The organism is Motiliproteus sp. MSK22-1 (genome assembly GCF_001968815.1).
GTDB lineage: Bacteria > Pseudomonadota > Gammaproteobacteria > Pseudomonadales > Balneatricaceae > Motiliproteus.
Genome location: NZ_MIEQ01000049.1, coordinates 1 through 25733 on the forward strand (window position 1 = coordinate 1; position 25733 = coordinate 25733).

Sequence of the window (25733 nt, forward strand, 5' to 3'; positions counted from 1 at the left end):
CTCTTCCAGCGAGAAGCATGACCCTGATCAGTTGGGACTTTTTAACGAAGCAGAGCAAGAGTGGCCCGATGAGGATGGCATCGCCGAGATCGAAGCGGCAGAAGGTGAGATCCAGGTGCCCACTCATCAGCGTAAGAAACCAGGGCGAAAACCGCTACCAAAGAAATCCCCGGTACGTTGTATTGGGGTTTTTTGTTAGTGGCGATAAGTTGCGTGAGAGCAGGGCAAAAACGGAAATGTCCAGAGCATGCTCTGGCCCGATTTTGCGACTACAGCCTGTACGCCTGTAGGACTTCCATCGCCAAGCGCCTAACCGAGAAAGCCTCGTCCTTGCGGACGGGGCTTTTTTATATCTGGAATTTTATGCTGTTGTTTCTTATTTTTATTCAGATATAAGAAGGGTCTGAATTCTAATATCGCTTAGATATTACATAGTTTTTGATCCCGTACGGGGTTTGTTCTACAGTCAATGTATATATATTCGCTCTGCTTCGATTATTCGTATTCCACTTGGTTAAACTAGCGGCTTATTTAATATGAAAAAAAGTTTACTGTTTCCATTGCTTATACCTCTTTTGGTCTTTGCTGCTGTTAAGGGATACTTCTGGTATCAAGTGAAACGATTTGTTGATCAGGTGGTTGTGCAGGCAGCGCCATTTGTCGATATTCAGTACGATTCAATTGAAACCAGCTTTGCAGGCCATGCTGGTATAAATAATGTTCGAATCTATCCGCTGGGAAGCAACGATTTTGTAAAAATCGGTAGTATTCGCGTGTTAAGTGATAATTGGCTTTATTTTATTAAACTGGGGACTCCATTTGATGAAGGTGATCTTCCTCATGAGTTGGGTTTTGAGGTTAATGGGATAGTCATAAATTTAGGAGCTGAAATAGCAAACCAGCTGGTCGAGCAATCAGTAGGACTTAACGAGTCCTTTCCGGGTTGCGAAAAATCCGAGCTGCAGGGAATTGAGCTTTTACAAAAGCTAGGATACAGCTCATTAACCTCAGATATAAAAATGTCTTACCTGTTTAGTCCTGAAAGTGAATACCTGACTGTTAGAACGGAGGTGGCTACTGAGGACAGTGCCAGTATGGAAATCAGTAGTGATATAGATCTAGGAATTTCCTCGCTGGAAAGGGCGCAATTAACTCAACTTATACCCAGGTTAGGGGGTATCGATATAAGCTACAGAGACGATTCATTTATCCAAAAGAAAATAGCGTATTGTGCTGAGATTAATGGTGAAACTGTTCCAAGCTTTATTGATCGACATGTCGAGCTGACTGCGGAGCAATATCGACAGTTAGGTTTTGTGTTTTCTGACTCTTTGGTTGAAGGCTATCGACAGTTTCTAACCGCCGGAGGTGAAGCTCGAATAGTGGTCTCTACCCCGGAGCCTATTGGGATGCAGGAGGTTATGATGAAATCTCCAGACGAGCATCTGAAGTCTCTTAATGTGCATCTTGAAGTGAATGGAAAACCAATAACTCCAGTGGAGTTAACCTGGGATCAGCCTGCATCAGGTTTTCAGAATGGGCAATCACAGCAGGATGACATTGTAGTCGGTGAGAATAGAAATGAAACCAGTTCTGGACAGAGCGCGTCATCAGCCTCTTCTGACTCAGAGGCGGGCATTGCTTCAGGGTTGGATACTCAGGCCTCTGTGAGTCTTCCTGAACAGCCGAAAATGACTTATGAGACAACTTCTATTAATGATCTTAAGAACTACTTGGGATCTCAAGTGCAGATAGACACTCATAACGGCCATCGAATTGAAGGGGAGATCGTTAAAGTACTCGCAAGTCGCTTGGAGTTACGTCGGCGAGTCGGTAGTGGCCTTATCGAAATGCCCGTTGTTTTCGATCATATTCTGCGTGTAAAGGTTCTTCGCTGAAAATGGCATTATCATTTTATAAAAATGCCTTATCCTTATAAATAAAGGATTATAAAAGAAAAAGGGAGCACAGTGCTCCCTTTTCTGTTTGGCTGGATGTTTATCAGCCGGGAATAGCTCTTCCTGCTCCTAACGTTCGACAGCCAAAGCAATGCCCATGCCGCCACCGATGCAAAGAGTGGCTAAGCCTTTTTTAGCATCGCGGCGTCCCATTTCATGCAGCAATGAAACCAGAATTCGGCAACCGGAAGCGCCGATTGGATGACCTAGTGCGATAGCTCCACCGTTCACGTTAACCTTGTTTGTGTCCCATTCAAGATCTTTGTTAACAGACATGGCTTGAGCGGCAAAGGCTTCGTTGGCTTCTATTAAGTCCAGATCATCAACAGTCCAGCCAGCTCGGTTCAGGCAGTTCTGAGTAGCTTTGATTGGGCCCGTACCCATAATGCTAGGGTCTACACCTGCATTAGCATAGGCTTTGATTGTCGCTAGAGGCTCCAGGCCAAGCTCTTTTGCTTTCTCAGCGCTACATACGATCACAGCGGCTGCACCGTCGTTAATTGTGGAAGAGTTTGCTGCAGTCACAGTGCCGTCTTTTTTGAAAGCCGGACGAAGTTTTGCCAGGGACTCTGCAGTAACACCGGCGCGAGGCTGTTCGTCGCGATCAAATACTACTGGATCACCTTTACGTTGAGGAATAACAACGGGAATAATCTCCTCAGCAAACAGGTTTGCATTTTGGGCTGCTTCTGCTTTGTTTTGTGAGGCTGCAGCAAATGCGTCTTGATCTTCACGGCTGAAACCATATTTTTCAACGATATTCTCAGTGGTAATTCCCATGTGATAATCGTTGAAAGCGTCCCAAAGGCCGTCTGTAATCATGGTATCAACCATGTTCCAGTTACCCATTTTTTGTCCGTTTCGTGATTTGGGCAGATAGTGGCCAGAAAGACTCATGCTTTCCTGGCCGCCGGCAATAACAATATCTGCATCGCCAAGGGCTATGGCTTGGGCGGCCATGGCAACGGTTTTAAGTCCGGAGCCACAAACTTTGTTGATTGTTAGTGCTGGTGTGCTGTGAGGCAGGCCCGCATTGATGGCGGCTTGACGTGCAGGGTTCTGGCCACATCCTGCAGCTAGTACTTGTCCTAGAATAACTTCGTCAACTTGCTCTGGAGCAACGCCTGATTTTTCCAACAGACCTTTGATGACGATGGCGCCAAGGTCACTGGCGGGTATTGAAGATATAGATCCATTAAATGCACCGACGGCCGTACGGCCCGCTGCAACAATTACGACATCACGCATAACATGCCTCGTTGTTTAAACTGCAGAAGAGCGATCAAGCATAGATAAAACTGTGTCGCGCTGCAACAGTCTAGACGGATGAAATTTATACAGCCAATGGTTGTATCAATTTCATCTGCTAGTTTAAAGTGCGGTTATGTGGCTTGTAGCGTTAACTTAGACTAAACGCTAAGTTATCTATGAGGCGGGCAGGGCCTAGTTGCGCTGCAGCTAAAATAACCAGATCCTGGTCATTTTCATTAGCTGGTAGTAATTCGCTTTGACTGCAAATATGTACATAGTCCCGGCTAAATCCATTATCTTCAAGCCGTTTGTTTGCTGCTTCTTCAAGTGCTGAATAATCACTGTCGCCTCCCTCTATCTGCTCTTTTAGCCAGTTCAGGGTGGCAAATAGCTGGGTTGCAATGTCTAGTTGTTCGTTATCCAGATACCCGTTTCTGGAGCTTAAGGCAAGTCCTTTGCTGTTTCTAGCCGTAGGAACACCAATGATTTCAACGGGGAGTGAAAGGTCGGCGGTCATTCTCCGTATGACTGCAAGTTGCTGAAAATCTTTCATACCAAAAACGGCAAAGTCGGGCTGTACGATGCCAAAAAGTTTGGTTACAACCGTTGCAACTCCACGGAAATGTCCAGGCCTGCTTGCTCCACAGTGAGTGTTGGAAAGAGCTGGTACCTCAACAATTGTTTCAATGCCTTGACCGTTTGGATACATTTCTTTGACTGATGGGGTAAATAGTATGTGACAGCCATTGTCTTCCAGCAGTTGTTGATCGTTTTCTAATGTTTTTGGATAGTTATCCAGGTCCTCGTTAGCCCCGAACTGCAATGGGTTAACGAAGATACTGGAAACAACGATGTCTGCTTGCTTAAGAGCTTCGTGTACCAGGCTTATATGGCCTTCATGAAGATTGCCCATAGTAGGAACAAAGCCGATCTTCTTTCCGGCCATGCGAATGTTTTTCAATTCATCCCGAAGTGCGGCTATTTCGTATATAGTTTCCATTATTCGAAGCCATGCTCTGGACCAGGAAATTCACCACTTTTCACCTGGTTTGCGTAGTTTTCTATCGCTGCCTGAATAGAATCAGCACCTTCCATAAAATTCTTTACGAATCGAGGGTTTTTTCCTGGACTAATTCCCAGCATGTCGTGAAGAACAAGTACCTGTGCATCAGTATCTGCCCCCGCTCCAATTCCTATAACAGGAACCTCCACTGATTCAGTAATAGATTTTGCCAGTTTACTTGGAACGCACTCAAGGAGCAGAATGCTGGCACCAGCTGCCTCCAGTTTTTTTGCATCTTCTATCATGGAGCTGGCGTTATCTTCACCACGTCCTTGTACTTTATATCCTCCTAGCTTGTTGACCGCTTGAGGTGTCAGGCCCAGGTGTGCACAGACGGGTATTCCTCGTTCGCTAAGAGCTGAAATAGTGTCTGATAACCAGGCTGAACCCTCAAGTTTTACCATTTGGGCGCCTGCTTGCATAAGTGCTGCGGAGCTATCCATTGCTTGTTCGACAGTTGCGTAGCTCATAAAAGGCAGATCAGCCATAATCAGCGCCCCTTGGTTTCCCTTTTTTACGCAAGCGACGTGATATGCCATTTCTTCAAGAGTAACAGGTAGTGTGCTGTCGTTGCCCTGAAGAACCATTCCCAGTGAATCACCAACGAGAATGACTTCAATTGCCGCTTTGCTGACCAGTTGAGCAAAACAAGCATCGTATGTTGTTAGGCAGCTGAATTTCTCTCCTGCTGACTTCATCTCAGCAAGGGTATGCAGGGTAATATTCTTCATAATCTATGCATCTACTCAGGTTTGCAGGCTTGGGTTAGAAAGCCCTTATCGGGCTGTGGTAGCCGTTCAAGAGTTCCCATAGGGCAGTTGACTAAGAGATCCGTCAGCTTTGAGCCGTCTGGAAGGATTATTTCAGGATTTACTTCAGCTAAAGGGTATAGCACAAAGCTGCGCTCGCCAATAAACTGGTGTGGCACGGTTAAACGTGGTGTTGCAATGGTTTGATTACCATACAGCAATATGTCTAGGTCAAGCGTACGAGGCCCCCAGTGTTGTTTTCTGACACGTTGATGAGCTTTTTCAAGGGATTGGAGTTCATCAAGGAGCAGCTCTGGACTCAGCCGGGTACGCAGTAATGCTACTGCGTTAATAAAATCTGGCTGATCCTGAGGGCCCACAGGATCGCTGCGATACAGGCTGGAGTGAGCCAGCAGCTCGCTCTGATTTATAGTCGATAATTCGGCTAATGCTTGTTTGGCCTGCTCCACAGGATTATTCAGGTTACTGCCTATTCCTATGTAGGCTAATTGTTCCGTACTAATCATGATTTCGTCACCGGTGCTGAACGGCGGTTACGGCGACGCTTGGACCTTGGCTTGTCAAGCGTTCTTACTAGTTCCAGCTTTTGTTCTTGATCTGCGCTCTGGTAGCGGGTCCACCAGTCGCCAAGGCCATCAAGGTCCTCACCACTACCTTCGCGCATCAGTAAGAAGTCGTAGGCCGCACGAAATCGAGGATGCTCGGCTATTTGTTCAGCACGACGACCGAAACGGCGTGGTAGACGATACTGCATATCCCAGATTTCACGCATTGGTGTGCTAAAGCGCCTTGGAATCGATGTCGCTCTTCCTTGTTCCTGAATGATTTCCTGGGCAGCTTGATGTAAAGCAGGAATAGGAGGGAGGCCCTTCTGGCGGCATTTCTCTATGCGCTCCTGTAGTGGGTGCCAGAGCAGGGCTGCAAAAAGAAAAGCGGGAGTAACACTTTGTCCACGTTTTATGCGTTGGTCAGTACTGATCAGGGCTTGCACGATAAGAGCTTCGGCAAAACAGTTGTCATCAGGGTGTTTGGCCTGCTTGTCCAGTATCCGTGCGGTTGCCGGGAAAAGAGGAGAAAAAAGGTTGAATTCCCTTAACAGGCGATAGGTAGTTACAGCCTGTCCAGAAAGAAATAGCTTTAGTACTTCATCAAATAATCGAGCTGCAGGGATGTCTGCAAGCATTGGTGCCAGCTGACGTATGGGGGCTTCAGTCTTGGGTTCTATGGTGAATTCAAGTTTGGCAGCGAAGCGAACGGCTCGAATCATTCTTACCGGGTCCTCACGATAACGGGATTCAGGATCTCCTATCATTCTCAGTGTTCGATTTTGCAGATCCGCGACGCCATTTGCGTGATCGTGGATGCAGAAGTCTTCAATTGAGTAATAGAGAGCATTTACCGTAAAGTCACGTCGTATGGCATCCTCGTGGACATTTCCATAGACATTGTCCCTCAAGATCATGCCTGACTCAGCTTGCTTGCCCTGTTGTTCGCGGTCTTTGCCTTTTGAGTTTGGCTTAGTATTACTTTGAGAATTATGGGAGGCTCGGAAAGTGGCAACCTCAATAATCTCTCGTCCAAAACGGACGTGAACAAGTTTAAAGCGCCGACCAATCAGTCTGGAATTGCGGAAGAGTTCGTGGACTTGTTCTGGAGTCGCCTCTGTGGATACATCAAAGTCCTTAGGGTGTTTTCCAAGCATTACATCTCTAACGCAACCCCCTACCAGATATGCTTCGTAGCCCGCATCCTTAAGACGATAAAGTACTTTAAGAGCGTTGTCGCTCAAGTCTTTACGAGAAACAGGATGTCTATCTCGAGAAATTATCTGCATCTGAGGGCCGTTATCATTGGAGTCTGTGTCATCTGTATTGTCCGGCAGATCGCTTGTCTCAGGATGGCCCCGTAAGTTCCAGTAAAAAACCAGAACAATTATCGCGATAGGCAAGAGCGCAATGATAATGCCAAGTGTAGAGTTTGAGCCCATGGTTGTTTCGATTCAGTAAGGGTTGAGGTTTCGCCAAAAAGGCGGAATGATACCACTGGGATCAGAAAATAACCAATGTTGCAGTGCGAAGAGCTGATGTCTTCAAAGACTTGGATAGATATTGCTTATTGGAATGAGAGAGAAAGGAGGAGCTGGTCACCCAGTTTCTGAATCTGCACTGTCACGCTGTGATTGGTAATTTTTATTTTTGTTGCCAAGCAATACGTATCAGGAATGTTCAGTTAACCAAAATGACCAGCGGGTGCCCCAATTTTTATTTTTATTGAGAGGCGTTGCAATCAAGCTGTGACCCTTATTATTTTTATTGAATCACAGCTGTCAGCGCATTTTTGTTGTTATTGGTAACTATATAGCAGAGTTTGTGCCAGTGTTTCTAACCTGCTGATAACTAATTAGATTGTTGTTTTCTGGGTTGGTGCTTATCTAATTATTATTGGCTCTTGTTACTTCGTTACCCCGTTTGGGTAACACTTTATGTGTAAAAAGGTAACATTCGTGTGGGATCAGCTTCGAGCCTTTCGTGGAATTCCTAATCGTTGGCGGCGCTCCCAAAGTGTTTTTCGGCTGATACCCAGGCGTTTTGCTAGTTCTGTTTCGGTCATTTTATCCTGGTTTTCGAGTACAAAACGCTGGAAATAATCTTCTAGTGAAAGATCCGGTGAGCGTGTCTCTTGAGATCTTGAATTATGCTGATGATCACTGGCTCTAGGCAGAGAGCCTGGGTTGTGGCTAAATCCAGAGTGACGACTGACATTGGCTTCTAAGCGGGCAAGGTCGCTGGTTTCTGTTTCCAGGCTCAGTAAATCGGGGCTTATTTCGTTGTCTTCACAGAGAATGACGGCCCGTTCCACAGCATTTTCAAGCTCTCGGACGTTGCCGGGCCAAGAGTATTGCAGCATAATTTGACGTGCCTGATTGCTGAAATGCATTACTGGTCGATGCATTCGATTACAGTTTCGTTTCAGAAAACTTTCTGCCAGACTAAGAATATCCTTACCACGCTCTCGTAAGGGTGGCATCCTGATTTCCATAATATAAAGCCGGTAAAACAGGTCCTCCCGAAACTGTCCGCTACGAGTCAGGGCTTTAAGATCCCTGTGAGTTGCTGCAATCAGACGAATATCGACGGTCATCGGTTTAACCGATCCGACTTTACGAATTTCTCCTTCCTGTAGCACACGAAGTAAACGTGCCTGAGCCTCTAGGGGCAGTTCGCCTATCTCATCCAAAAACAGTGTTCCGGTGTCTGCTGCTTCAATCAAACCGTTGTGGGTGTTTACTGCACCTGTAAATGCTCCTTTTTCATGACCAAATAATTCAGACTCTATCAGTGATTCTGGAATTGCTGCACAGTTTACAGAGATCATCGGGGACTGGCTCCGCGGGCTCAGCTCATGAATCGACCTTGCTGCAAGTTCTTTACCTGTTCCTGATTCACCTTGGATCAGTACCGTAGCATCTGTTCGCGCAACTTTTTGAATACGGCGGTAAAGATCCTGCATGGGGCGGCTTTCCCCCAGCATTTTCGTACCACCTATGGCGCCAGGTTGCTGGTTTGCTTCTGGTGGGGCGCTTGCTGTTACTTTTTCTTGTTGCTGTTGAGATGCGAGGTTTGCCTGTTGAACAATAATGTTATTGACGGTGTTTAGCATCTCGTCATGATTAAAGGGTTTGGCAATATAATCCACGGCTCCCTGTTTCATGGCATCGACGGCAGATTTCATACTGGCGTAGCTGGTCATGATCAATACCGGGGTATTTGTTGCCAGATTGATGAGATCTGTACCAAAGCGTCCAGGCAAGCGCAAATCGGTAATAATTAAGTTGAAATCTTCAAGCTTGTAGTTTTCCAAGGCCTGATCAACAGACTCTGCATCACTGACTTGGTAGTTATTACGTTCAAGTAGGCGTCGTAGAGCCGTGCGGATTATAGTTTCGTCTTCAACGATCAGGATCTGGGTCATGAAATATTATCCAACCGATTCGGTCATTGGGGGTTGGGGAGCTTGAGTACTACCCTAACGCCTCTATTTTGTGCTTTATCGGCTGGGCTTTCAATCTGCACACTGCCATAGTGCTCTTCGACAATGCTATATACGAGTGCCAGCCCCAGGCCAGTGCCCTTGCCAGGCTCTTTTGTGGTGAAAAAAGGTTCAAATAACTGTTTCTGAATTTCTGCGGGTATGCCAGTGCCCTGATCTTCAACGGTGACAATAAGGCTATGACTTTCTTGTCGGGAATCAATGCGAATTGTCATTCCGGGCTCAGAGGCATCTGCTGCGTTGTTGAGCAGATTAACAAATACCTGAAGCAACCGTTGCGGGTCTCCCAACGTTTGATGCTCTGATTTACACAAATTAAGATAGTTGAGTTGTTTTCCGCGCTCATGTAAACGTACCAGGCTGATTGCGTCATTTATGCTGTCGTTGATCGAGAATAACCTGTGTTCTTTGAGAGTACTGTGGTTACCTGCATGGGCAAAGTTCATCAGAGATTTTACAATACGATCTACTCGCCTTGTTTGTTCCAGAATTTGTTCACCGGCCTCTAAAACTTCGGGATTCTTGGTTTCATAATGCAGATTTTGAGCAAGGCATGCGATGCCGGTGATGGGGTTTCCGATTTCATGGGCAACACCGGCAGCAAGGCGGCCAATGGAAGCCAGTCTCTCACTATGAACCAATTCGTCTGCAAGCAGTTGAGTTTCTGTTTGATCCTCCAGCAAAATTGCCTGACTACAGAACCCCTCCTGGGTGGGATCATCAATGGCCGCTTTATGTAATGAGAACCAGTGGGGTGAGCCACCTAACATAACTTTTTCGTTATGAAGATGAGGGTGATCTTGCTGGGCAAAGCTTAGTAACAGTTCTCCCCAGGGGGGAGGTAGATAGGATAGCTCCTGGCCTATAGCCTGAGCATTTTCGATACCCGTAAAACGCTCTATCTCCGTGTTCCAGAGTAGAATTTCTTTGTTCCGTCCAACGGAACAGACACCAATCGGGAGCTTTTGTAAGGTTTGACGGTGGTGGCGGCGAAGTTCGTCCAATTCAGCTGCAAGTCCTGATAGCCTGTTATGATAGCGCTCAAGATTATTTTCCAGCAGGTGGATATTTTTGTTTCGAAATGAATCAGCATCCTCTGACCCTTTGTCTGGTGCTAGAAGGGTTATTGCTTCAACGGGCCCTAGTAATGCTGACAAGTTGATTTCCAAACGATCTCTGAGCTGGCCTAAGGCCTTTGGACGAATTTCATTTTCATGAAGTTGCAGGTCATCCAGCGCTTGTCTGACTTCACGCCATGCGGCGATTATTCCAATGCGCGGGGACAGTCGATCGACCAGCTCCTGAACGTTGGTGACTGCTAACTGCTCACCCTGGGGGCGGTGTAATGCGTTAAGGGCGCAGGAGTTAGCGGCGTGTAGTTCTTCCTTACTGGGTTTGAATGACATGGATATAAGTAGAAAGATGCCTACATTGGCCGCCAGGGAATAGACGGCGGACAGATGCCAGGGGGTTGCTCCGAGATCAAACCCGAGGGTGTGGTTACTGTCTCCCAGCAGGGGGACCAGCATGGTTACCAGCCATATCCCGATTCCGGTAGTCAGACCGATGACAAAGCCCAGACGATTTCCGCCAGGCCAAAACAGAGTTGCCAGAAGTCCCGGCAGGAACTGCATAAAAGCGACGAAGGCAACTAGCCCCAACTGTGATACTTCGTTTCCTCTGGCGATGAGCATATAAAACAGGAAGCTTAGTAGCGTTATTACAAAGATCACTGCCCGACGAGCCCAGATCAAACGCTGGTAGAGATGGTTATTACCATGATTCTGGTAGAAAGGTAGAAATATATGATTAATGACCATACCGGAAAGCGCAATGGCACTGATTATCAGCACTCCACTCGCAGCAGATAGACCGCCGATAAAGGCGATGACTGTTAGAGTGGGTGATCCCTGCTGGATACCCAGAATGAGACCAAAGTATTCGGGATTACTGTCGAGCTGAAGCTTTATTCCACCCCAGAGAATAGGAGGAATGGCAATAGCGAGAACCAGCAGAAAGAGTGGCACTCCCCAGCTGGCTTTTGATAGTGCTTTAGGGTTCAGGTTTTCTGTAAACAACATATGAAACATATGCGGCATGACTATGGCTGAGGTAAAAAAGGCCAGCAATAAGGTTCGCCAGGCGTCATCTTCCATGGGCGAGTAGTGAAAGTTCAGGGTACTCTGGTTTTCTGCCAGCCAGCTTTCCAGGCCGTCATTCCCCCCAAAAACAACCAACAGACAATAAAGGCCTAAAGCGCTGAGGGCAATAAGCTTGATCAGCGATGCTACTGCCATGGCAACAACGAGACCCTCGTGCTTTTGACGAATAGAGGGATGTCGGGCACCGAACAATACGGCGAAGGCGGCAATCAGGCCACAGAAGACAAAGGCAATCCGGTCAGCAGATACTTCATTGTTGAGGATATGGATGGTGTCTGTAACTGTTTGAATTTGTATGGAAAGCAGTGGCAAAGATGCTAAGACCATGAGCAGAGTGACAAAGGTTCCCGCATGTTGGCTGCGGAACCGGAAAGCAAACAAATCTGCGATTGAGCTGAGCTGATAGGTTCGCGTGATTCTTAACAAGGGTATAAGAAGAATGGGGGCCAGAATAAATGCAGCTGATGCACCAAAATAAGAGATAAGAAATCCATAACCGTAATCATGTGCCAATCCAATTGCACCGTAAAATGTCCAGGCACTGGCATAGACTCCCAGTGACAATACATAAGTAATCGGATGACGGACCAGCTTGCTGGGAAGCCAGCCACGGTCGGTAACGTAGGCGGTACCAAACAGGAACAGCAGATAGGTGAAGCCAACCAGAAATAACTGACCCAGACTAAAGTTCATTCTGACCTCTGCGGTATTCCAGCCAGGCAGTGGTGGCTATCAATAAAAACCAGAAAACGAACGGCCGATACCAACTCTTATCGGCATCGGCCCAGCTGTCAACAATGATCGGAGAAAGCAAGTAAGTACCAATGACGATGGTCGATACCAATCGATAGATGTACATATAATTCAGATCTCTTGCTGTTCAACGGTTAATCTGCTTGGTACTGCTCCTAAGGACCAGTTTTCTATTGCCCAGTCTAATATGTTGTCTATCGGTGCTCCCTGTAATGCTGTCGGTGGCTGCTGGCCTAATACCTTCAAGGCTTGATAAAGCTTTTTTTCTGGATGCAGGGGGTCCAACGCAGTGGCGAAAGTCTGTTTGCTTAGTTTTTGCCCCTGGCTGTTGACCATTATCGGGATATGAGCATAACAGGGTTGCTGATAACCGAGTAGTTGTTGCAAATATAGTTGCCTGGGTGTTGAATCCAGTAAGTCACTGCCTCGTACAATATGGCTGATGCCCTGGGCTGCATCATCACAGACGACGGCGAGTTGGTAGGCATAGAGTTTATCTTTTCGTCGAATTACAAAATCGCCACAATAGGGACTTAATTGTTGCCGTTGCGGGCCTTGAATTTGATCCTTGAAGGTAATTGCGCAGTTATCAGTTTTAAGGCGAATGGCTGTTATTCCGTGTAGATGAGACTGCCGGCTTCGACAGTATCCGTCATAAACTCCGCCGCGTTGAGCAATCATCTGCCGGGAGCAGCTACAGTAGTAGGCATGTCCCGCTTTTAGTAACTGGTCAATTATGGCCTGGTAGGTTTGGTAGCGATCACTTTGATAAATAACTTGCTGATCCCAGAGCAGACCGAACTGTTCAAGTGTTCTTAAAATCTGGTCTGCAGCACCGGGGATTTCCCGGGGAGGGTCCAGATCTTCCATGCGTACCAACCAGATTCCCTGATTTTTGCGGGCATCCAAAAAACTGGCAAGAGCAGCAAGTAATGAACCGAAATGAAGGGGGCCCGTCGGGGATGGGGCAAAACGACCCTTATAGGCTGTTCTTACCGGCCATGTTTGATGCGCTTCTGTATTGGCTGGCTTGTAGGAAATGACCATGGCACTGCACTAGGTGCATCAATACCCGCGTTCGTTAGTTCAAGTGGCAGATATTCTGGGCGCTCGCCCAACCTCCAGTCACTTGATGCTCCAAAGAAAACAGTTTCTGTACCGATCTGCTGCATGGCATAGTGAGTCGGTACAGAGCTTGCGTTAACTGCCCAGTTGTTTTTCTTTGATTTCAGCCAGTGTTTTACAATCAATACAAAGTGTTGCAGTGGGACGAGCTTCCAAGCGGCGAATGCCGATTTCTATCCCACAAGACTCACAAAAGCCATATTCATCGTTTTCTATTAACTCTAATGTTTCACCAATTTTTTTGGTGAGCTTACGCTCCCTGTCTCGCGTTCGCAGCTCCAGGCTGAACTCTTCTTCCTGGCTTGCTCGATCACTTGGATCGGCGAAATTTGCTGCATCTTCTTGCATATGGCTGATGGTGCTATCAACTTCTTCCATTAGCTCACGCTTCCAGGAATGGAGTATGTTTCTGAAGTGCTGCTTCTGCGCTTCATTCATATACTCTTCACCGTCCTTCATTTCATAAGGAACGTAATGCTTCAGGAGAGACTCTTTTGTATCCGGCATAGTACTGCCTCGCTTTTTCTTAGCCCATGCGGCGGTTGCTGCATCTTTGCAAAATTATCCAGACCAAGTGTCGGACAATTTGGTTTACCCTTTCCTCAGAACCCGTGAGGAAATTAGGCGCAAGAAACTACCAGATCTGATTTCATTGTGCCAGCATCAAATTCAATTAATTCGTAAGCGCTTTTATTTATATAAACTTTTTACACAACACTGTATTTCTAGACCAATTTTTACGACTTGTACATTAGTATTAGATTTACATGCAAAGAAGGGTTCAATCAGTCGTAGATTACATGGAGAATTAAATGAAATTTGAACACCCTCTTCAGGAGGGGAAACTTGTTCGGCGCTATAAGCGCTTTATGGCAGATGTTGAACACTCAGAGGATAAGGTGATTACGATTCATTGTCCGAATACTGGATCAATGAAAAACTGCAGTGATCAGGGCAGTCGGGTTTGGTTCTGGGATTCTGGCAATCCGAAACGGAAGTACCCGCACAGTTGGGAGCTGGTCGAGGTTGAGGAGCAGTTCCTGGCTTGTGTGAATACAGGGCGGGCTAATGCTTTGACAAAAGAGGCGATCAATAACGCGATAATTTCTGAGCTACAAGGGTATGAATCCCTGAGGACTGAGGTGAAGTATGGGGAAGAAGGTAGCCGCATCGATTTGTTACTGGAAGGGCCGCAGGGACGCTGTTATGTGGAGGTCAAGAATGTAACTCTCTTACGCGAGGATGGTCTTGGCGTATTTCCTGACGCTGTGACTGAGCGAGGTAGAAAGCATCTGCGGGAGTTGATGAAAGTCGCTGCTGCCGGTGACCGTGCGGTATTGCTTTATTGTGTCGCTCACACCGGTATCGAGCGGGTCAGTCCCGCAGATGATCTGGACCCTGCTTATGGAGAAACACTGAGAGAAGCGGTCACTGCTGGTGTTGAAATCTATGCTTACAGGGCAGAGATTGATAGCGAATCGATCAGTCTTCGCTATCCAATCGAGGTGTGTCTGTAGGCTGATCGCTTTTGAGATCGATAAATACTGCACCTTCACTGACCGTAAAAGGTATGGCTTCCAGGCTTTGGCCCAGGCAGGGGCCCTGTACACACTGACCACTATGGATTAGAAACAGGGCACCGTGGGTGGCGCATTGGATTAACTGACGATCAGCATCCAGAAACTGATCGGGTAGCCATTCCAGATTGATACCGCGATGAGGGCAGCGATTGCGATAGAGATAGAGTTGCTGCTCTTTTATAATGGCAATAATCGCGATATCACCGATATTAAAGCCACGGGAGTGTCCCTCTTTGATATCATCAAGTTGACAAAGCAGTTGCACGAATAGTCCCCAGTTGGCTTAAATCAAATTACAGTATTGTCTCCAACATCGAGGGCTGACACAATCAAAGCAATCCGTTATTGAGTTCGTAGCATTTTCTGGAGTAACGATGGCCCATCATAAGAATGTTGAATTTGTACCTCTGAATATATCCGTCCTGACGGTGTCAGATACCCGAACCCTGGAGACTGATACCTCTGGTCAAGCCTTAATCGATCGTCTTGAAGCAGAGGGGCATAAACTGGCAGATCGTGCCATTGTTATCGACGATGTCTATAAATTGCGAGCTAAGGTTTCTCAATGGATTGCTGATGATAATGTTCAGGCCATTCTGTTAACCGGTGGAACCGGTTTCACCTCTCGTGACAACACACCTGAGGCTATGATTCCGCTGTTTGACAAACAAGTGGAAGGTTTCGGCGAGCTGTTCAGACATGTCTCTTACCAGCAAATCGGCTCTTCCACTGTTCAGTCACGTGCGCTGGCCGGCATAGCCAATCGAACCGTTATTTTCTGTATGCCTGGATCCCCAAATGCCTGCAAAACTGCCTGGGATGAAATTATCAAAAGTCAGCTGGATGCCCGTCACAGACCTTGCAATTTTGTTGAGATGGTCGCCTTAGCCCCTGTTGATACTGCTTGTGAGACACGGTCATGAGTGGCGGTTGTGGATGTGACTCACCCGGGATGATGGCTTACGAACAGGCGTTGGATCAGTTGCTGGATGCGGCTACCAGTGCGGAGGAGTCTGGACAGCCTGTTATTCAAGTAACGCTTGCTCAGGCATTGGGCCGAATTCTTGCCGAAGATCAGCACTCGGCGGTAGATGTTCCTCCAAATGATAACAGTGCAATGGATGGTTATGCTTTGCATATTGATTCTTTGGGCTCCGATGCAGTTAGTCAACTGGTTATTAGTCAACGGGTACCGGCAGGCGCAGACCCTGAGCCGTTAAAACCAGGAACAGCTGCTCGTATATTTACCGGTGCAAAAATTCCTGAGGGGGCCAACGTCGTTGTTAAGCAGGAAGATTGTGAAACGACCACCTCTGAGGGTAATCCACTTACCATCAATGGTGAATCAGCGGTTCAATTGCCTTCGATACAGGAAAAGGGACAGAATATACGGTTGTTGGGTCAGGATATCCGCCAGGGTGAAGTTATTATGCCTGCCGGAACACGTTTGCAACCCCAGCATTTAGGCGTATTAGCCAGTGTTGGGATTGGCGAACTGTCTGTTTATCGACCACTGAAAGTCGCTATTTTATCAACCGGTGATGAGTTGATTGAGCCCGGCTTAACTCTGGCTCCCGGTCAGATTTATAATTCCAACCGCTACACCCTGACAGGCATGATTAACGGCCTGGGAATGGAAATGGTTGACCTGGGGATCGTTGCTGATACCCCTGAGGCTACCGACGAAGCGCTGAGCCGTGCGGCTAAAGAAGCCGATGTGGTGATTAGCAGTGGTGGTGTTTCTGTCGGTGAGGAGGATCATGTTAAGGCTTCAGTCGAGAAGTTGGGGAGTCTGAATCTCTGGCGCATTGCTATCAAACCAGGCAAGCCTTTTGCCTATGGTGAAGTGCAGGGTAAGCCTTTCCTCGGACTTCCGGGTAATCCCGCCGCAGTGCTGGTTTCTTTTAACATCCTTGCTCGTCCCTTTTTGCTGAAAATGCAAGGGGCTACAGAGTTGATGCCGATCAGTTACCGGGCACCAGTGATGCTCACCCGCAAGGCTCAGGGCCGAAAGGAGTTTATGAGAGCCCGGTTGACCTCTAAGGACGGTAAACCCTGTATTGAACCGTTTTCTAATCAGAGTTCTGGTGTACTTTCATCAGCTGTTTGGGCGAATGGTTATGCCATTATTCCTGCGAATACCGCGGTGACTGAAGGGGATGAAGTTGACTTTGTACCATTTTCGGAAGTGATGAATTGAGGATTTCCGGCACCCAACGTCAGGGTTATGAAACTCAACTCTAAATCTGTCGAGTCGTCATGTTCTTCTAGTGATTAATCGCCTGGAGTTCTTCCAGGCGATTAATGTTGGTAAAGGCCTGGGCCTGTCCTTTGTACTCTATTTCCGCAATCGGGTGCTGCTTGTACCAGCGGAATACTCCATGATGGTCAGCGGCCAGGAACTCACGCAGACTTTCTTTAAGGGCCGTTGGCATGATTGCATGCAAAGGCTGTCGACGTTCGCCATCGTGTACCAGACTGACACCCAGGGGGTTGTTCAGGTAAGACTCGTATAAGCGCTGAGGAAGATCCAGCGGGATCATTGGAGTATCACAGGGCAAGACCAACAAGGCGTCATGCCTTGCTTTTTCCATCCCCGCAAGAATACCTGCTAAGGGGCCAGGAAAGTCCCGTTGCTCATCCTGTACGATGTTCTCATTGTAATGCTGATAGAGATCCTGATTGCGATTGCAGCTGATGATAATATCATCGCTGAAGGGACGGGAAACGTTTAGCGCATGTTCAATAAACGGCAGGCAGTTAAGCTCGACTAATCCTTTGTCCCGTCCACCCATTCGGCTTCCGCGTCCTCCAGCGAGTATCAGAATACTTAACGGCAGTTTTTGTGTACAGCTCATATTCGGGATCTGCAATTGGGCTAGTAGCATTTCGTCCGACAGGAACTGAATTCGTTCCATCAGGCGGTCTGGTTATCTATGGTCGCTTGTATTACGCAGTTTACGAGGGGCTGTGGCAGATTGGTTGTTATCTTAACAGACATCACTCATTGATTTTTATTCATCTGCCCTAAGGGCCTTGTACATCTTATCGTTGTCATCGTAGTACGACGTTGATAGATGTCAATCACTGGAAAAGAAAGTCTACCTTTATGACCTGGGTTCTAACTTGATTCGTATCATTTGCCCGCCCGGTTTCTATTGCTAGAGTGGCGATTTTTCGTGGGGTTCGGGTACATCCTTCCACCTCTCATAACTGATAATTTATTCAGCAGGTAAAGCTCATGGAGCTGGTGTGTCCGGCGGGGAATTATCCCTCTTTAAAGGTCGCTGTAGATAATGGTGCCGATGCGGTTTATATCGGTTTTAAAGATGATACCAATGCCCGCCATTTTGCAGGATTGAATTTTAACGACAAGAAAGCCTATCGCGCGCTGGACTATGCCCGGGATCGCGGTGTGAAGGTTTTTGTGGCCATTAATACTTATCCTCAGCCGAAAGGTTGGGCGCGTTGGCAACGTGCGGTTGATCTTGCTGCGGATCTTGGCGTTGATGCCCTGATCGGAGCAGACATGGGGGTGTTGGGTTATGCTGCCGATCGGCATCCTGAGCTGGGGTTGCATCTTTCGGTACAGGGTTCAGCAACCAATTATGAAAGCTTAAAGTTTTATCAGCAGAACTTTGGCATTCGCCGGGCTGTCTTACCACGAGTACTTTCCATGGCGCAGGTCCGTCAGCTGGCCACTCAAAGCCCGGTAGAGCTTGAAGTGTTCGCTTTTGGAAGTCTCTGTATTATGGCAGAAGGGCGCTGTCACCTTTCCTCTTACATGACTGACCAGTCTCCCAATACCTGTGGTGCCTGTTCCCCTGCTCACGCGGTACGCTGGGAGGAGCATGCTGATGGGGGCATGGAAACCCGGCTGAATAATATTTTGATTGATCGCTTTAAACCTGGTGAGAAAGCAGGGTATCCGACCTTGTGCAAGGGGCGGTTCCAAGTAGAAGGTAATACTTTCCACGCCCTGGAAGAGCCAACAAGTCTTAATACATTGGAGTTGCTGCCACAGCTGAAGGAAGTCGGCGTCCGAGCTGTGAAAATTGAAGGTCGTCAACGCAGTCCCGCCTATGTTGAACAGGTCGTTAAAGTCTGGCGTGAAGCTCTGGATTCTTTTACGGCTGATCCCCAGAGATATGCCGCCAAATATGAATGGATGGCAGCGCTGGATAATGTATCAGAAGGTTCCCAGACAACTCTGGGAGCATATTCTCGCCCTTGGCAATAGTGCGTGATGGAGATCGATTTATGAAGACCAATAAAACGCAGTTGTCACTCGGCAGTAATTTATTTTTCTGGCCACGGCAAGATACCTGTGATTTTTATCAACAGATGTTGGAGCAACCTCTGGATATTATCTATCTGGGTGAAGCTGTGTGCTCCAAGCGACGGGAATTAAAGACCCAGGAATGGATTGATTTAGCGAAGGAGCTGGCTGCTGGTGGTAAGCAGGTCGTGTTATCTACATTGGCTTTGATTGAAGCTGAATCAGAGCTGAAGACATTACGCCGTCTCTGTGACAATGGTGAGTTGCTGGTTGAAGCCAACGATATGGGGGCAGTTCAGGCAATGGCTGAACGCAAGCTGCCTTTTGTCAGTGGCTCTGCGATCAATATTTACAATGCCTATACGTTGCAAAGCTTATACAAGCAGGGTCTTCAGCGCTGGGTTATGCCGGTGGAACTTTCTGGCGAAACGCTGGCCGATATTCTGACGGATGCCCAGAAGCTTGGGTTTGCTGACCAGATTGAAACTGAGGTCTTTAGTTATGGTTACCTGCCCCTGGCTTATTCTGCCCGTTGTTTCACCGCCCGGGCGAAAAACCTGCCTAAAGATAACTGTCAGTTTGTCTGCCTGGATTATCCTCAAGGTTTACCGATGACCAGTCAGGAAGACCAATCCGTATTTACGATCAACGGTATTCAGACGATGTCGGGCCAAGTCTATAACCTGTTACCTGAGGTTGAAGAAATGAAGCGTATCGGTGTGGATATCGTACGTTTGAGTCCGCAACAAGAGGGCATGGCAGAAGTAATCGAGCAATTCAGAAGTGTCATCGACGGTGAATCTAAGCAGATTCTGGCTATCCCAGCAGATGCCGTTAATGGCTATTGGTATAAAGATGCTGGCCTGGTTAATACTTACGCGGAGTAGTTGCAGGTATCCGGAACGCTTTCCTGGGTTCAGGTGGTTCTGTGGATAAGCATTAGCTGAAGCGCCTGTCCAATAAGGCAGGCGCTGTTCAAATGAAGTCTATGCTTTTGGCTGTTTTCTAGAATGACCAGTTTTCAGGAAAGCATTCTCCCCTGAGTACCAAGGGCTTGATTTCAGCGGTTTGGTGATGGCAAAGTGAGCGATGCTGATTGGCTTTTTTACCGGCAAAGGCGGTCTGTAGAATTTGCAGCATGTCTCCATGGGAGACCAGTAGTAGAGTTTCTCCGCAATAAGAGTTTTCCAGTTTGTGGAGAAGTTTGAGTCCCCGCCCAAGAACTTGCTCAGTGGGTTCAACTCCATTAACTGATTGGGGTGCTCCCTGCCTATCCTGTTGCCAGATGAGTTCATAGTTTTTGTCTGATTGACCATCCCAATTGCCAAAGAAGCGTTCCCGTAAAGCAACCTCCAATAGCGGGAAAGGCAAGGATAGAATCTCCGCAGCCAATTGAGCTGTCTGGCGGGTTCTCAGGAAGTCAGAGCTGATAATGATGCTGATGGGATCTGCGTTGTAATTCTTGATAGCATTCACAACCTGTTGCCGACCCTGTTCGGTGAGACCAAAGTGCTGGCACCCAATGGCGGGATCACTGACAATCTTTCCAGCGACGTTGGCTTCACTCTGGCCATGTCGCATAAGATAGTAACTGTTTGTGAATACCGCCATTCTTTTGACCCCTTAAAGTTTAAGAGTTTTAGTGTATAGGTTTTTAGATCAATCGCTTACGAATGTTGACGACAACTATCTCGGCAACAATAACGATCACGAAAATAGCGACTAAAGCCATAGACACTCGCTGCCATTCGAACAGGTTCATAGCATCGTTCAACACGACTCCTATCCCGCCAGCACCGACTAAACCCAAGACAGCAGATTCACGTACATTGATATCCCAGCGGAACAGTACGATACTGAAAAATGCAGGTAGTATCTGCGGCCAATAGCCTTTCAGTAAAATGGACATCCAGGAAGCTCCCGTCGCCTGTAGTGCCTCGATTGGCCCCATGTTGATCTCTTCAATGGCTTCTCCTAACAATTTGCCCACAAAGCCAACTGAGCGAAAGGCGATAGCCAAAACCCCCGCAATAATCCCCGGGCCAAAAATGGCTACAAACAGCAGCGCCCAGACCAAAGAGTTCACTGAACGTGAAGACACCAGAAAGAATCGAGCAATCCAGTGACTCCAGGGAGAGGCCACGATATTACTGGCGTTCATCAGGGCTAAAGGAATGGCAAAGATAAGTGTTATCAGTGTTCCCAAGGTGGCGATATTCAGGGTTTCAACCATCGCATCATGAACAGATATTGGGTAGTAAGCGAAATCAATTGGCCACATACGGGCAAACAAATCCGCCATCTGTTCTGGTGCATCAAAGAAGAACTCCGGGATCACCTCGACGGTTCGAACAGACTGCACTAACGACAGGATCAACAATAAATAAACGGCGTAACGGGACAGCTTCTGGTTCAGGGTAAAACGCTGCCAGTGGTGGTTAATGGTATTCATCTGAAATTTCCCCGCTGAGCTGATTATCTGAAGATCCGTCGGACTATATTGGAGAGGAACTCGCCTAACATAATCAGCGCTATGATGGTGATCAGGATTGCGGCAACAAAGTCGTAATCGAAACGCTGGAAGGCTGAGAAAAGCGTGCCTCCCAGGCCTCCCGCACCGACGATCCCCACCATTGTGGAATTGCGCAGATTGGAATCCAGCTGATAGGTGGAAAAACCGAGGAAGCGGGAGAAAACCTGAGGCATCACTGAAAATAAAATGACACTGACAAAACCTGCTCCTGTTGCGCGAATGGCCTCTACCTGTTTGAGGGATATTTCTTCGATGGCTTCAGCAAATAGCTTAGCGATAAATCCTATCGAGGCGACTATCAGCGTCAGAATTCCAGCCAGTGCACCAAATCCGACACTTTTTACAAACAAAATAGCAATGATTACCGGATGAAAAGTCCGGCAAATGGCGATAAAGCCGCGCATGGGTATACTGACCCAGTTTGGCATCAGGTTACGGGCCGCAAACAGGCCGAAAAACAGTGACAAAAAGATGCCTGCGACACTGGCTATAATGGCAATTTCCAAACTTTCAGCTAAGTCGTTGAGCAGCAACTCCCAGCGGTTAAAGTTAGGGGGGAACATTTTGTCAAGAAGCTTATCAGCGTAGCCCAGCCCACTGCTGATTCGCTCCCAGCTCAGGCCCATTGCATTGACTGAGTAGATCAGGTAAGCCGCCAACAGCAGCCAGGCGGATGTGATCAACCAGTTGCGCTTAAAGGGGTTTTCACGGTCTTGAGTTATCGATGGTTTGATATCGATGGAATTTAAACCAGCCATGATTCTCCTCCGTAGATCTGTTTCAGGTGGTCATCAGTGATGCCCTCAGGACCGCCGTCGTAGACTACCTTGCCTTCTGACATACCGATCATACGTTTTGCAAAGCGGCGGGCCAGAGTGACATCATGGATATTAACCAGTGCCGGAATATTCTTTTCCAGAGCAAAGCGTTCCAACAGCTCCATAATCTCGACCGCTGTTTTAGGGTCCAGCGAGGAGGTTGGTTCATCCGCCAATAGAATATGAGGATCCTGCATTACTGCTCGAGCAATGCCGACCCGCTGGCGTTGACCGCCGGATAGACTATCGGCTCGTTTAGCGGCGTGTTCAGTCAGCCCCACTGCTTCCAGCAGTTCAAAAGCGGTATTTATGTCCTGCTGGCTGAATTTTCGCCGCCAGGCTTGCCAGGCCGACATATAGCCGAGACGGCCTGTCAGTACGTTTTCTATAACGCTCAGGCGCTCAACCAGATTGTACTCCTGAAAGACCATTCCAACCTGTCGACGAAGTTTCCGTAATTGCTGTCCCTTCGCTTTGCAGAGATCTGACTGGTCAAAAATAATCTCCCCTTCAGTCGGGTCGATCAATCGATTAATGCAGCGCAATAGAGTGCTTTTCCCGGTGCCTGATGGGCCGATGATGGCAATAATGCCTGGTTCGTTAATCGTGACGTCGATACCTTTCAGAATCGGGTTTCCGACAACGTACTCTTTCTTGAGCCCTTTGATCTCAAGGAAGGATTGAGTTGAAGACATAATTATTTCCTGCAAACAATAGATAACCCTGCAGCAGCCAAAGTGGCCGCTGCTATCCGGGTATTATTCCGTGGTTAGTGTGGCTCCAGAGCCATGCTGGAGCCGGATGGATCAGCTGGTGCAGCCTGCGTAATAGGTGACCGTCGCCGGCCAGTCTGAGAACACGCCGATGACGCCAACATCTTTAACTAAAACGTCCAGTAACTCGAAGGTATCACCGTCGTTATCGATGCTTTCTGTTGTGGTCTGGTAGTACCAGCCTCCGCCATTAGCCAAGGGGCCGGAACGCTCAAGAGTCCAGGTGATGATATCGAGTCCTGCTTTTTGTGCTTCTTTAGCATAGGTGGAGGGTGAAATTTTACCGTTCTCTATCGTGACCAGCATCCACATGGGTGGAGCGATGATTTCGATACCCTGTGACTTAAGCTCCGCCATCGTCGGAGACCAGGTTGAAGGATTTTTATGGTCAAATTGCTCGTTGTCGTAACGACCATCCAGATAAACGGCTTGATCACCAAAGCGAGGTTCGTTAGCTATCCAGTATTGCACATCCTTTATATTAAAAGATTGTGGATAAACATTACGGGCGTCGACTCCCAGCTCTTTATATTCATCGATCATTTGCTGAGCATAGTCTTGCTGGCTGTAGTTCCCTTGGTAGGGCATTTCAACCGCCGCTCTCTTGAGTTCCGGTGTCATCTTGACTCCAAGCTCTTTAAACAGGGCGATACTTTGCTTATGGCTGAGTAAGGTTCCGTCAGTGGAGTACAGATCAGTACGGTAGTTAGGCGTTGCTGCCATGTATTCTTCTAATGTTTTGGCATCAGGGTTGCCAGCGTCCATTTTCCCTTTCAGAGAGAGGAATTCTTTTAAGGTAATGTCGCTGGTCCGGCATTCGACATTTTTAAAGGGTGTTTCGCTATTGAAATCCGGCGGAACAGTACATTTTTCTGCCAACTCCGGGATGGTCAGAATGTTGGTCGTAGTATGCAGATCTTTTTGGGAGTGGCGGCATACCAATTCTTTGTCTTTGGTAAAGGTTACGTCACACTCCAGGACTCCTGCACCCATTTGAGCGGCGGCAATATAGGATTCTCTGGTGTGCTCAGGGAATTGCAAAGGGGCACCGCGATGCCCGATTGAGAGATCGCTACGATAAAAGCTGTTGCTCTTGCATTGTGACAGTTTATCTTTCAGGGGGCTGGCTTCCATGGAGTCTATGAGAAAAAAGGGGCGAGGGCCGAGCTGAGCGGCAACCTTTTCATCATGACTTGAGGTTCCTGCCAGAACTCCCTGGCTCAGGCCTGCCAGCAGACTAAGGCTGGCTAGCGTGTGTACTGTCCGAGTAAATCTAATCATAGGATTTAACCTGTACTCAATAAATGATCAATATTGGGGCCGCAGAATGGTGCGGCCATGACCGATAGGCTCAAGATGCCACGGCAAAGACAATACTGATCAGTTGTTAAGGATTTGTTGCGCTGGAAACCGACAAGACCAGGGTTTAACTGGTGGAAGGCGTGACGGGTTCCCATTAATTGACAGAAATGATTATCCGTTTGTCTTGGCAGCCTCAGCAGCGAGTTTTTTAGCACGCTTCTTAGCCGCTTTGGCAGCATCTTTCTCGGCTAGCTTTTTCAGGCCTTTTTTGGTGTAAGCGGTACCTGTCGCGTGAGCAATGTCTCGAATAACTGCCCAGTCATTTTTATAGGTAATTGGATAGAAACGGTCAGCACCGTTGAAGGTTTCCTTCATTTTTTCCGGGAAGCGGAATGAAGAAAACGCCTGCTTAATTTTGTTGACCAGATCCGGGTGAAGGTCATGGGCGTAACCGAAGGCAGAAGTCGGGAAACGCGGACTTGTATAGATGATACGAAAATCATCACGTTTGATACGGCCACCGGTCACCATCCGATCAAACACATCAGATGCGACGGGGGCTGCGTCGTAGTCGCCGGCCAAAACTCCCATGATGGACTGATCGTGTTTACCGGAGTACTTAACGGTGTAATCCTTGTCAGGTGTTATACCCAGATCAGGAAACAGTGCCCGTGGTGCCAGGTTACCGGAATTGGAGGAAGCTGAGGTGTGGGCCACCATTTTGCCTTTCAGGTCTTCCATGGTCTTGATGGAACTATCCTTACGGGTAATGGTAATCAGGTTATAACCCTGAAAAGCGTCTGCGGTCCCTTTGACCGCAATAGGAACATAACCACCCAGGTTGACTGCGTAGCCTGTAGGGCCAGTGGAAAATCCGGCAATGTGTAATCGACCCGATCGAATCGCTTCAACCTCGGCAGCATTTGAGTGTACTGTGTAGTAGATGACTTTTTTGCCGGTGATGTCGCTTAAATGCTTCTGAAACTCGTAGAAGGCGTCTTTATAAACGGCCGGATCTTCTACGGGGGTGTACGTGAAGACCAGAGTGCTGGGATCTCTCCATTTGGAGGAGTCTTTTGGTGAGTCGGCTACCAGGTCCTTGTTTTCATCACAGAACTTATCGTCAAGTACGCCCCGGTGGTTGCAATTATCTGCTTGAGCAGCAGATGCCCCCAGTAGCAAAGAACCGGAGAGCAGAAGGCTGGTAAGGAGTTTATTTGGCATTATTCTTATCCTTGTAACTCGTCTTATTGTTTTGGTCGACCATGGACTGGCGACGATTCAGAATCCATACTGTCTTGGGTTGGACTCCCTGG

At 47.7% G+C, this 25733-nt stretch carries 25 protein-coding genes; 7 read left to right on the plus strand and 18 right to left on the minus strand.

The features are described from left to right. Together BGP75_RS14870 and BGP75_RS14875 are read left to right on the plus strand one after the other, a co-directional pair. The coding region (locus tag BGP75_RS14870) for a transposase (protein ID WP_198939369.1) at positions 1-199 on the plus strand (199 nt) is incomplete at its 5' end. A gap of 337 nt (positions 200-536) precedes the next feature. Beyond that, positions 537-1898 (plus strand): hypothetical protein, encoded by a 1362-nt coding sequence (locus BGP75_RS14875; RefSeq protein ID WP_076719631.1) that lies wholly within the window; start codon positions 537-539, stop codon positions 1896-1898. 129 nt (positions 1899-2027) lie between these two features. Here the strand turns inward: BGP75_RS14875 and BGP75_RS14880 are convergent, their stop codons facing one another. From BGP75_RS14880 to dksA, 10 genes are all read right to left on the minus strand, one after another. Further along, a complete protein-coding gene (locus BGP75_RS14880; protein ID WP_076719632.1) occupies positions 2028-3206 on the minus strand; it encodes an acetyl-CoA C-acetyltransferase in 1179 nt (392 codons plus the stop codon). 151 nt (positions 3207-3357) lie between these two features. Beyond that, positions 3358-4209, minus strand: a complete 852-nt coding sequence (gene panC / locus BGP75_RS14885; RefSeq protein ID WP_076719633.1) for a pantoate--beta-alanine ligase — start codon at positions 4207-4209, stop codon at positions 3358-3360. Then, positions 4209-5003, minus strand: coding sequence for a 3-methyl-2-oxobutanoate hydroxymethyltransferase (gene panB / locus BGP75_RS14890; RefSeq protein WP_076719634.1), 795 nt, complete (start codon positions 5001-5003; stop codon positions 4209-4211). Before panB ends, panC begins: the two co-directional genes overlap by 1 nt. A gap of 11 nt (positions 5004-5014) precedes the next feature. Then, the gene (gene folK, locus BGP75_RS14895) at positions 5015-5548 is read right to left on the minus strand and encodes a 2-amino-4-hydroxy-6-hydroxymethyldihydropteridine diphosphokinase (protein ID WP_076719635.1); all 534 of its coding nucleotides are present in this window, start codon (positions 5546-5548) and stop codon (positions 5015-5017) included. Continuing rightward, positions 5545-7029 carry a polynucleotide adenylyltransferase PcnB gene (locus BGP75_RS14900; protein WP_076719636.1) on the minus strand — a complete coding sequence of 495 codons (1485 nt, stop codon included), beginning with the start codon at positions 7027-7029 and terminating at the stop codon, positions 5545-5547. The genes folK and BGP75_RS14900 overlap by 4 nt, the downstream gene beginning before the upstream one ends. 524 nt (positions 7030-7553) lie before the next feature. Beyond that, a complete protein-coding gene (locus tag BGP75_RS14905) occupies positions 7554-9014 on the minus strand; it encodes a sigma-54 dependent transcriptional regulator (RefSeq protein WP_076719637.1) in 1461 nt (486 codons plus the stop codon). A 23-nt stretch (positions 9015-9037) separates the two neighbouring features. After that, a complete protein-coding gene (locus BGP75_RS14910; protein WP_076719638.1) occupies positions 9038-11947 on the minus strand; it encodes an ATP-binding protein in 2910 nt (969 codons plus the stop codon). Continuing rightward, positions 11937-12113 carry a hypothetical protein gene (locus tag BGP75_RS27225; protein ID WP_198939370.1) on the minus strand — a complete coding sequence of 59 codons (177 nt, stop codon included), beginning with the start codon at positions 12111-12113 and terminating at the stop codon, positions 11937-11939. Before BGP75_RS27225 ends, BGP75_RS14910 begins: the two co-directional genes overlap by 11 nt. A gap of 5 nt (positions 12114-12118) precedes the next feature. After that, positions 12119-13054: a tRNA glutamyl-Q(34) synthetase GluQRS gene (gene gluQRS, locus BGP75_RS14915; protein ID WP_083704842.1), complete on the minus strand. Its 936-nt coding sequence runs from the start codon at positions 13052-13054 to the stop codon at positions 12119-12121. 153 nt (positions 13055-13207) lie between these two features. Beyond that, on the minus strand, positions 13208-13639 hold the full coding sequence (dksA, locus tag BGP75_RS14920; RefSeq protein WP_076719639.1) for an RNA polymerase-binding protein DksA: 432 nt from the start codon (positions 13637-13639) through the stop codon (positions 13208-13210). A gap of 305 nt (positions 13640-13944) precedes the next feature. Here dksA and sfsA point away from each other — a divergent pair, with 305 nt between their 5' ends. After that, a complete protein-coding gene (gene sfsA, locus BGP75_RS14925) occupies positions 13945-14649 on the plus strand; it encodes a DNA/RNA nuclease SfsA (protein WP_076719640.1) in 705 nt (234 codons plus the stop codon). On the opposite strand, the gene BGP75_RS14930 is transcribed toward sfsA, so the two are convergent. After that, complete coding sequence (locus BGP75_RS14930) at positions 14615-14977, minus strand: Rieske 2Fe-2S domain-containing protein (protein ID WP_076719641.1); 363 nt, start codon at positions 14975-14977, stop codon at positions 14615-14617. The two genes, sfsA and BGP75_RS14930, sit on opposite strands and share 35 nt — an antisense overlap. Before the next feature lie 109 nt (positions 14978-15086). Here BGP75_RS14930 and moaB point away from each other — a divergent pair, with 109 nt between their 5' ends. Together moaB and glp are read left to right on the plus strand one after the other, a co-directional pair. Then, entirely contained in the window at positions 15087-15635 is a 549-nt protein-coding gene (moaB, locus tag BGP75_RS14935) for a molybdenum cofactor biosynthesis protein B (protein ID WP_076719642.1), read from the plus strand. Then, entirely contained in the window at positions 15632-16912 is a 1281-nt protein-coding gene (gene glp / locus BGP75_RS14940; RefSeq protein WP_076719643.1) for a gephyrin-like molybdotransferase Glp, read from the plus strand. The genes moaB and glp overlap by 4 nt, the downstream gene beginning before the upstream one ends. 67 nt (positions 16913-16979) lie before the next feature. Here glp and mobA read toward each other — a convergent pair whose 3' ends face one another. Beyond that, on the minus strand, positions 16980-17630 hold the full coding sequence (gene mobA, locus BGP75_RS14945; RefSeq protein ID WP_083704843.1) for a molybdenum cofactor guanylyltransferase MobA: 651 nt from the start codon (positions 17628-17630) through the stop codon (positions 16980-16982). 323 nt (positions 17631-17953) lie between these two features. On the opposite strand from mobA, the gene BGP75_RS14950 reads away from it, so the two are divergent. Next, positions 17954-18952, plus strand: coding sequence for a peptidase U32 family protein (locus BGP75_RS14950; protein ID WP_076719644.1), 999 nt, complete (start codon positions 17954-17956; stop codon positions 18950-18952). A gap of 20 nt (positions 18953-18972) precedes the next feature. After that, positions 18973-19878, plus strand: coding sequence for a U32 family peptidase (locus BGP75_RS14955; protein ID WP_076719645.1), 906 nt, complete (start codon positions 18973-18975; stop codon positions 19876-19878). Between the two features lie 118 nt (positions 19879-19996). Here BGP75_RS14955 and BGP75_RS14960 read toward each other — a convergent pair whose 3' ends face one another. The 6 genes from BGP75_RS14960 to phnD form a co-directional block, all read right to left on the minus strand. Continuing rightward, on the minus strand, positions 19997-20602 hold the full coding sequence (locus BGP75_RS14960; protein WP_076719646.1) for a histidine phosphatase family protein: 606 nt from the start codon (positions 20600-20602) through the stop codon (positions 19997-19999). 43 nt (positions 20603-20645) lie between these two features. Next, positions 20646-21443, minus strand: coding sequence for a phosphonate ABC transporter, permease protein PhnE (phnE, locus tag BGP75_RS14965; protein ID WP_076719647.1), 798 nt, complete (start codon positions 21441-21443; stop codon positions 20646-20648). Between the two features lie 23 nt (positions 21444-21466). Beyond that, positions 21467-22282, minus strand: a complete 816-nt coding sequence (gene phnE, locus BGP75_RS14970) for a phosphonate ABC transporter, permease protein PhnE (RefSeq protein WP_076719648.1) — start codon at positions 22280-22282, stop codon at positions 21467-21469. Next, the gene (phnC, locus tag BGP75_RS14975; protein ID WP_076719649.1) at positions 22270-23037 is read right to left on the minus strand and encodes a phosphonate ABC transporter ATP-binding protein; all 768 of its coding nucleotides are present in this window, start codon (positions 23035-23037) and stop codon (positions 22270-22272) included. The genes phnE (BGP75_RS14970) and phnC overlap by 13 nt, the downstream gene beginning before the upstream one ends. A gap of 111 nt (positions 23038-23148) precedes the next feature. After that, on the minus strand, positions 23149-24396 hold the full coding sequence (locus BGP75_RS14980; RefSeq protein WP_076719650.1) for a glycerophosphodiester phosphodiesterase family protein: 1248 nt from the start codon (positions 24394-24396) through the stop codon (positions 23149-23151). A 192-nt stretch (positions 24397-24588) separates the two neighbouring features. Beyond that, positions 24589-25641, minus strand: a complete 1053-nt coding sequence (gene phnD / locus BGP75_RS14985) for a phosphate/phosphite/phosphonate ABC transporter substrate-binding protein (protein WP_076719651.1) — start codon at positions 25639-25641, stop codon at positions 24589-24591. Positions 25642-25733: the final 92 nt, after the last annotated feature.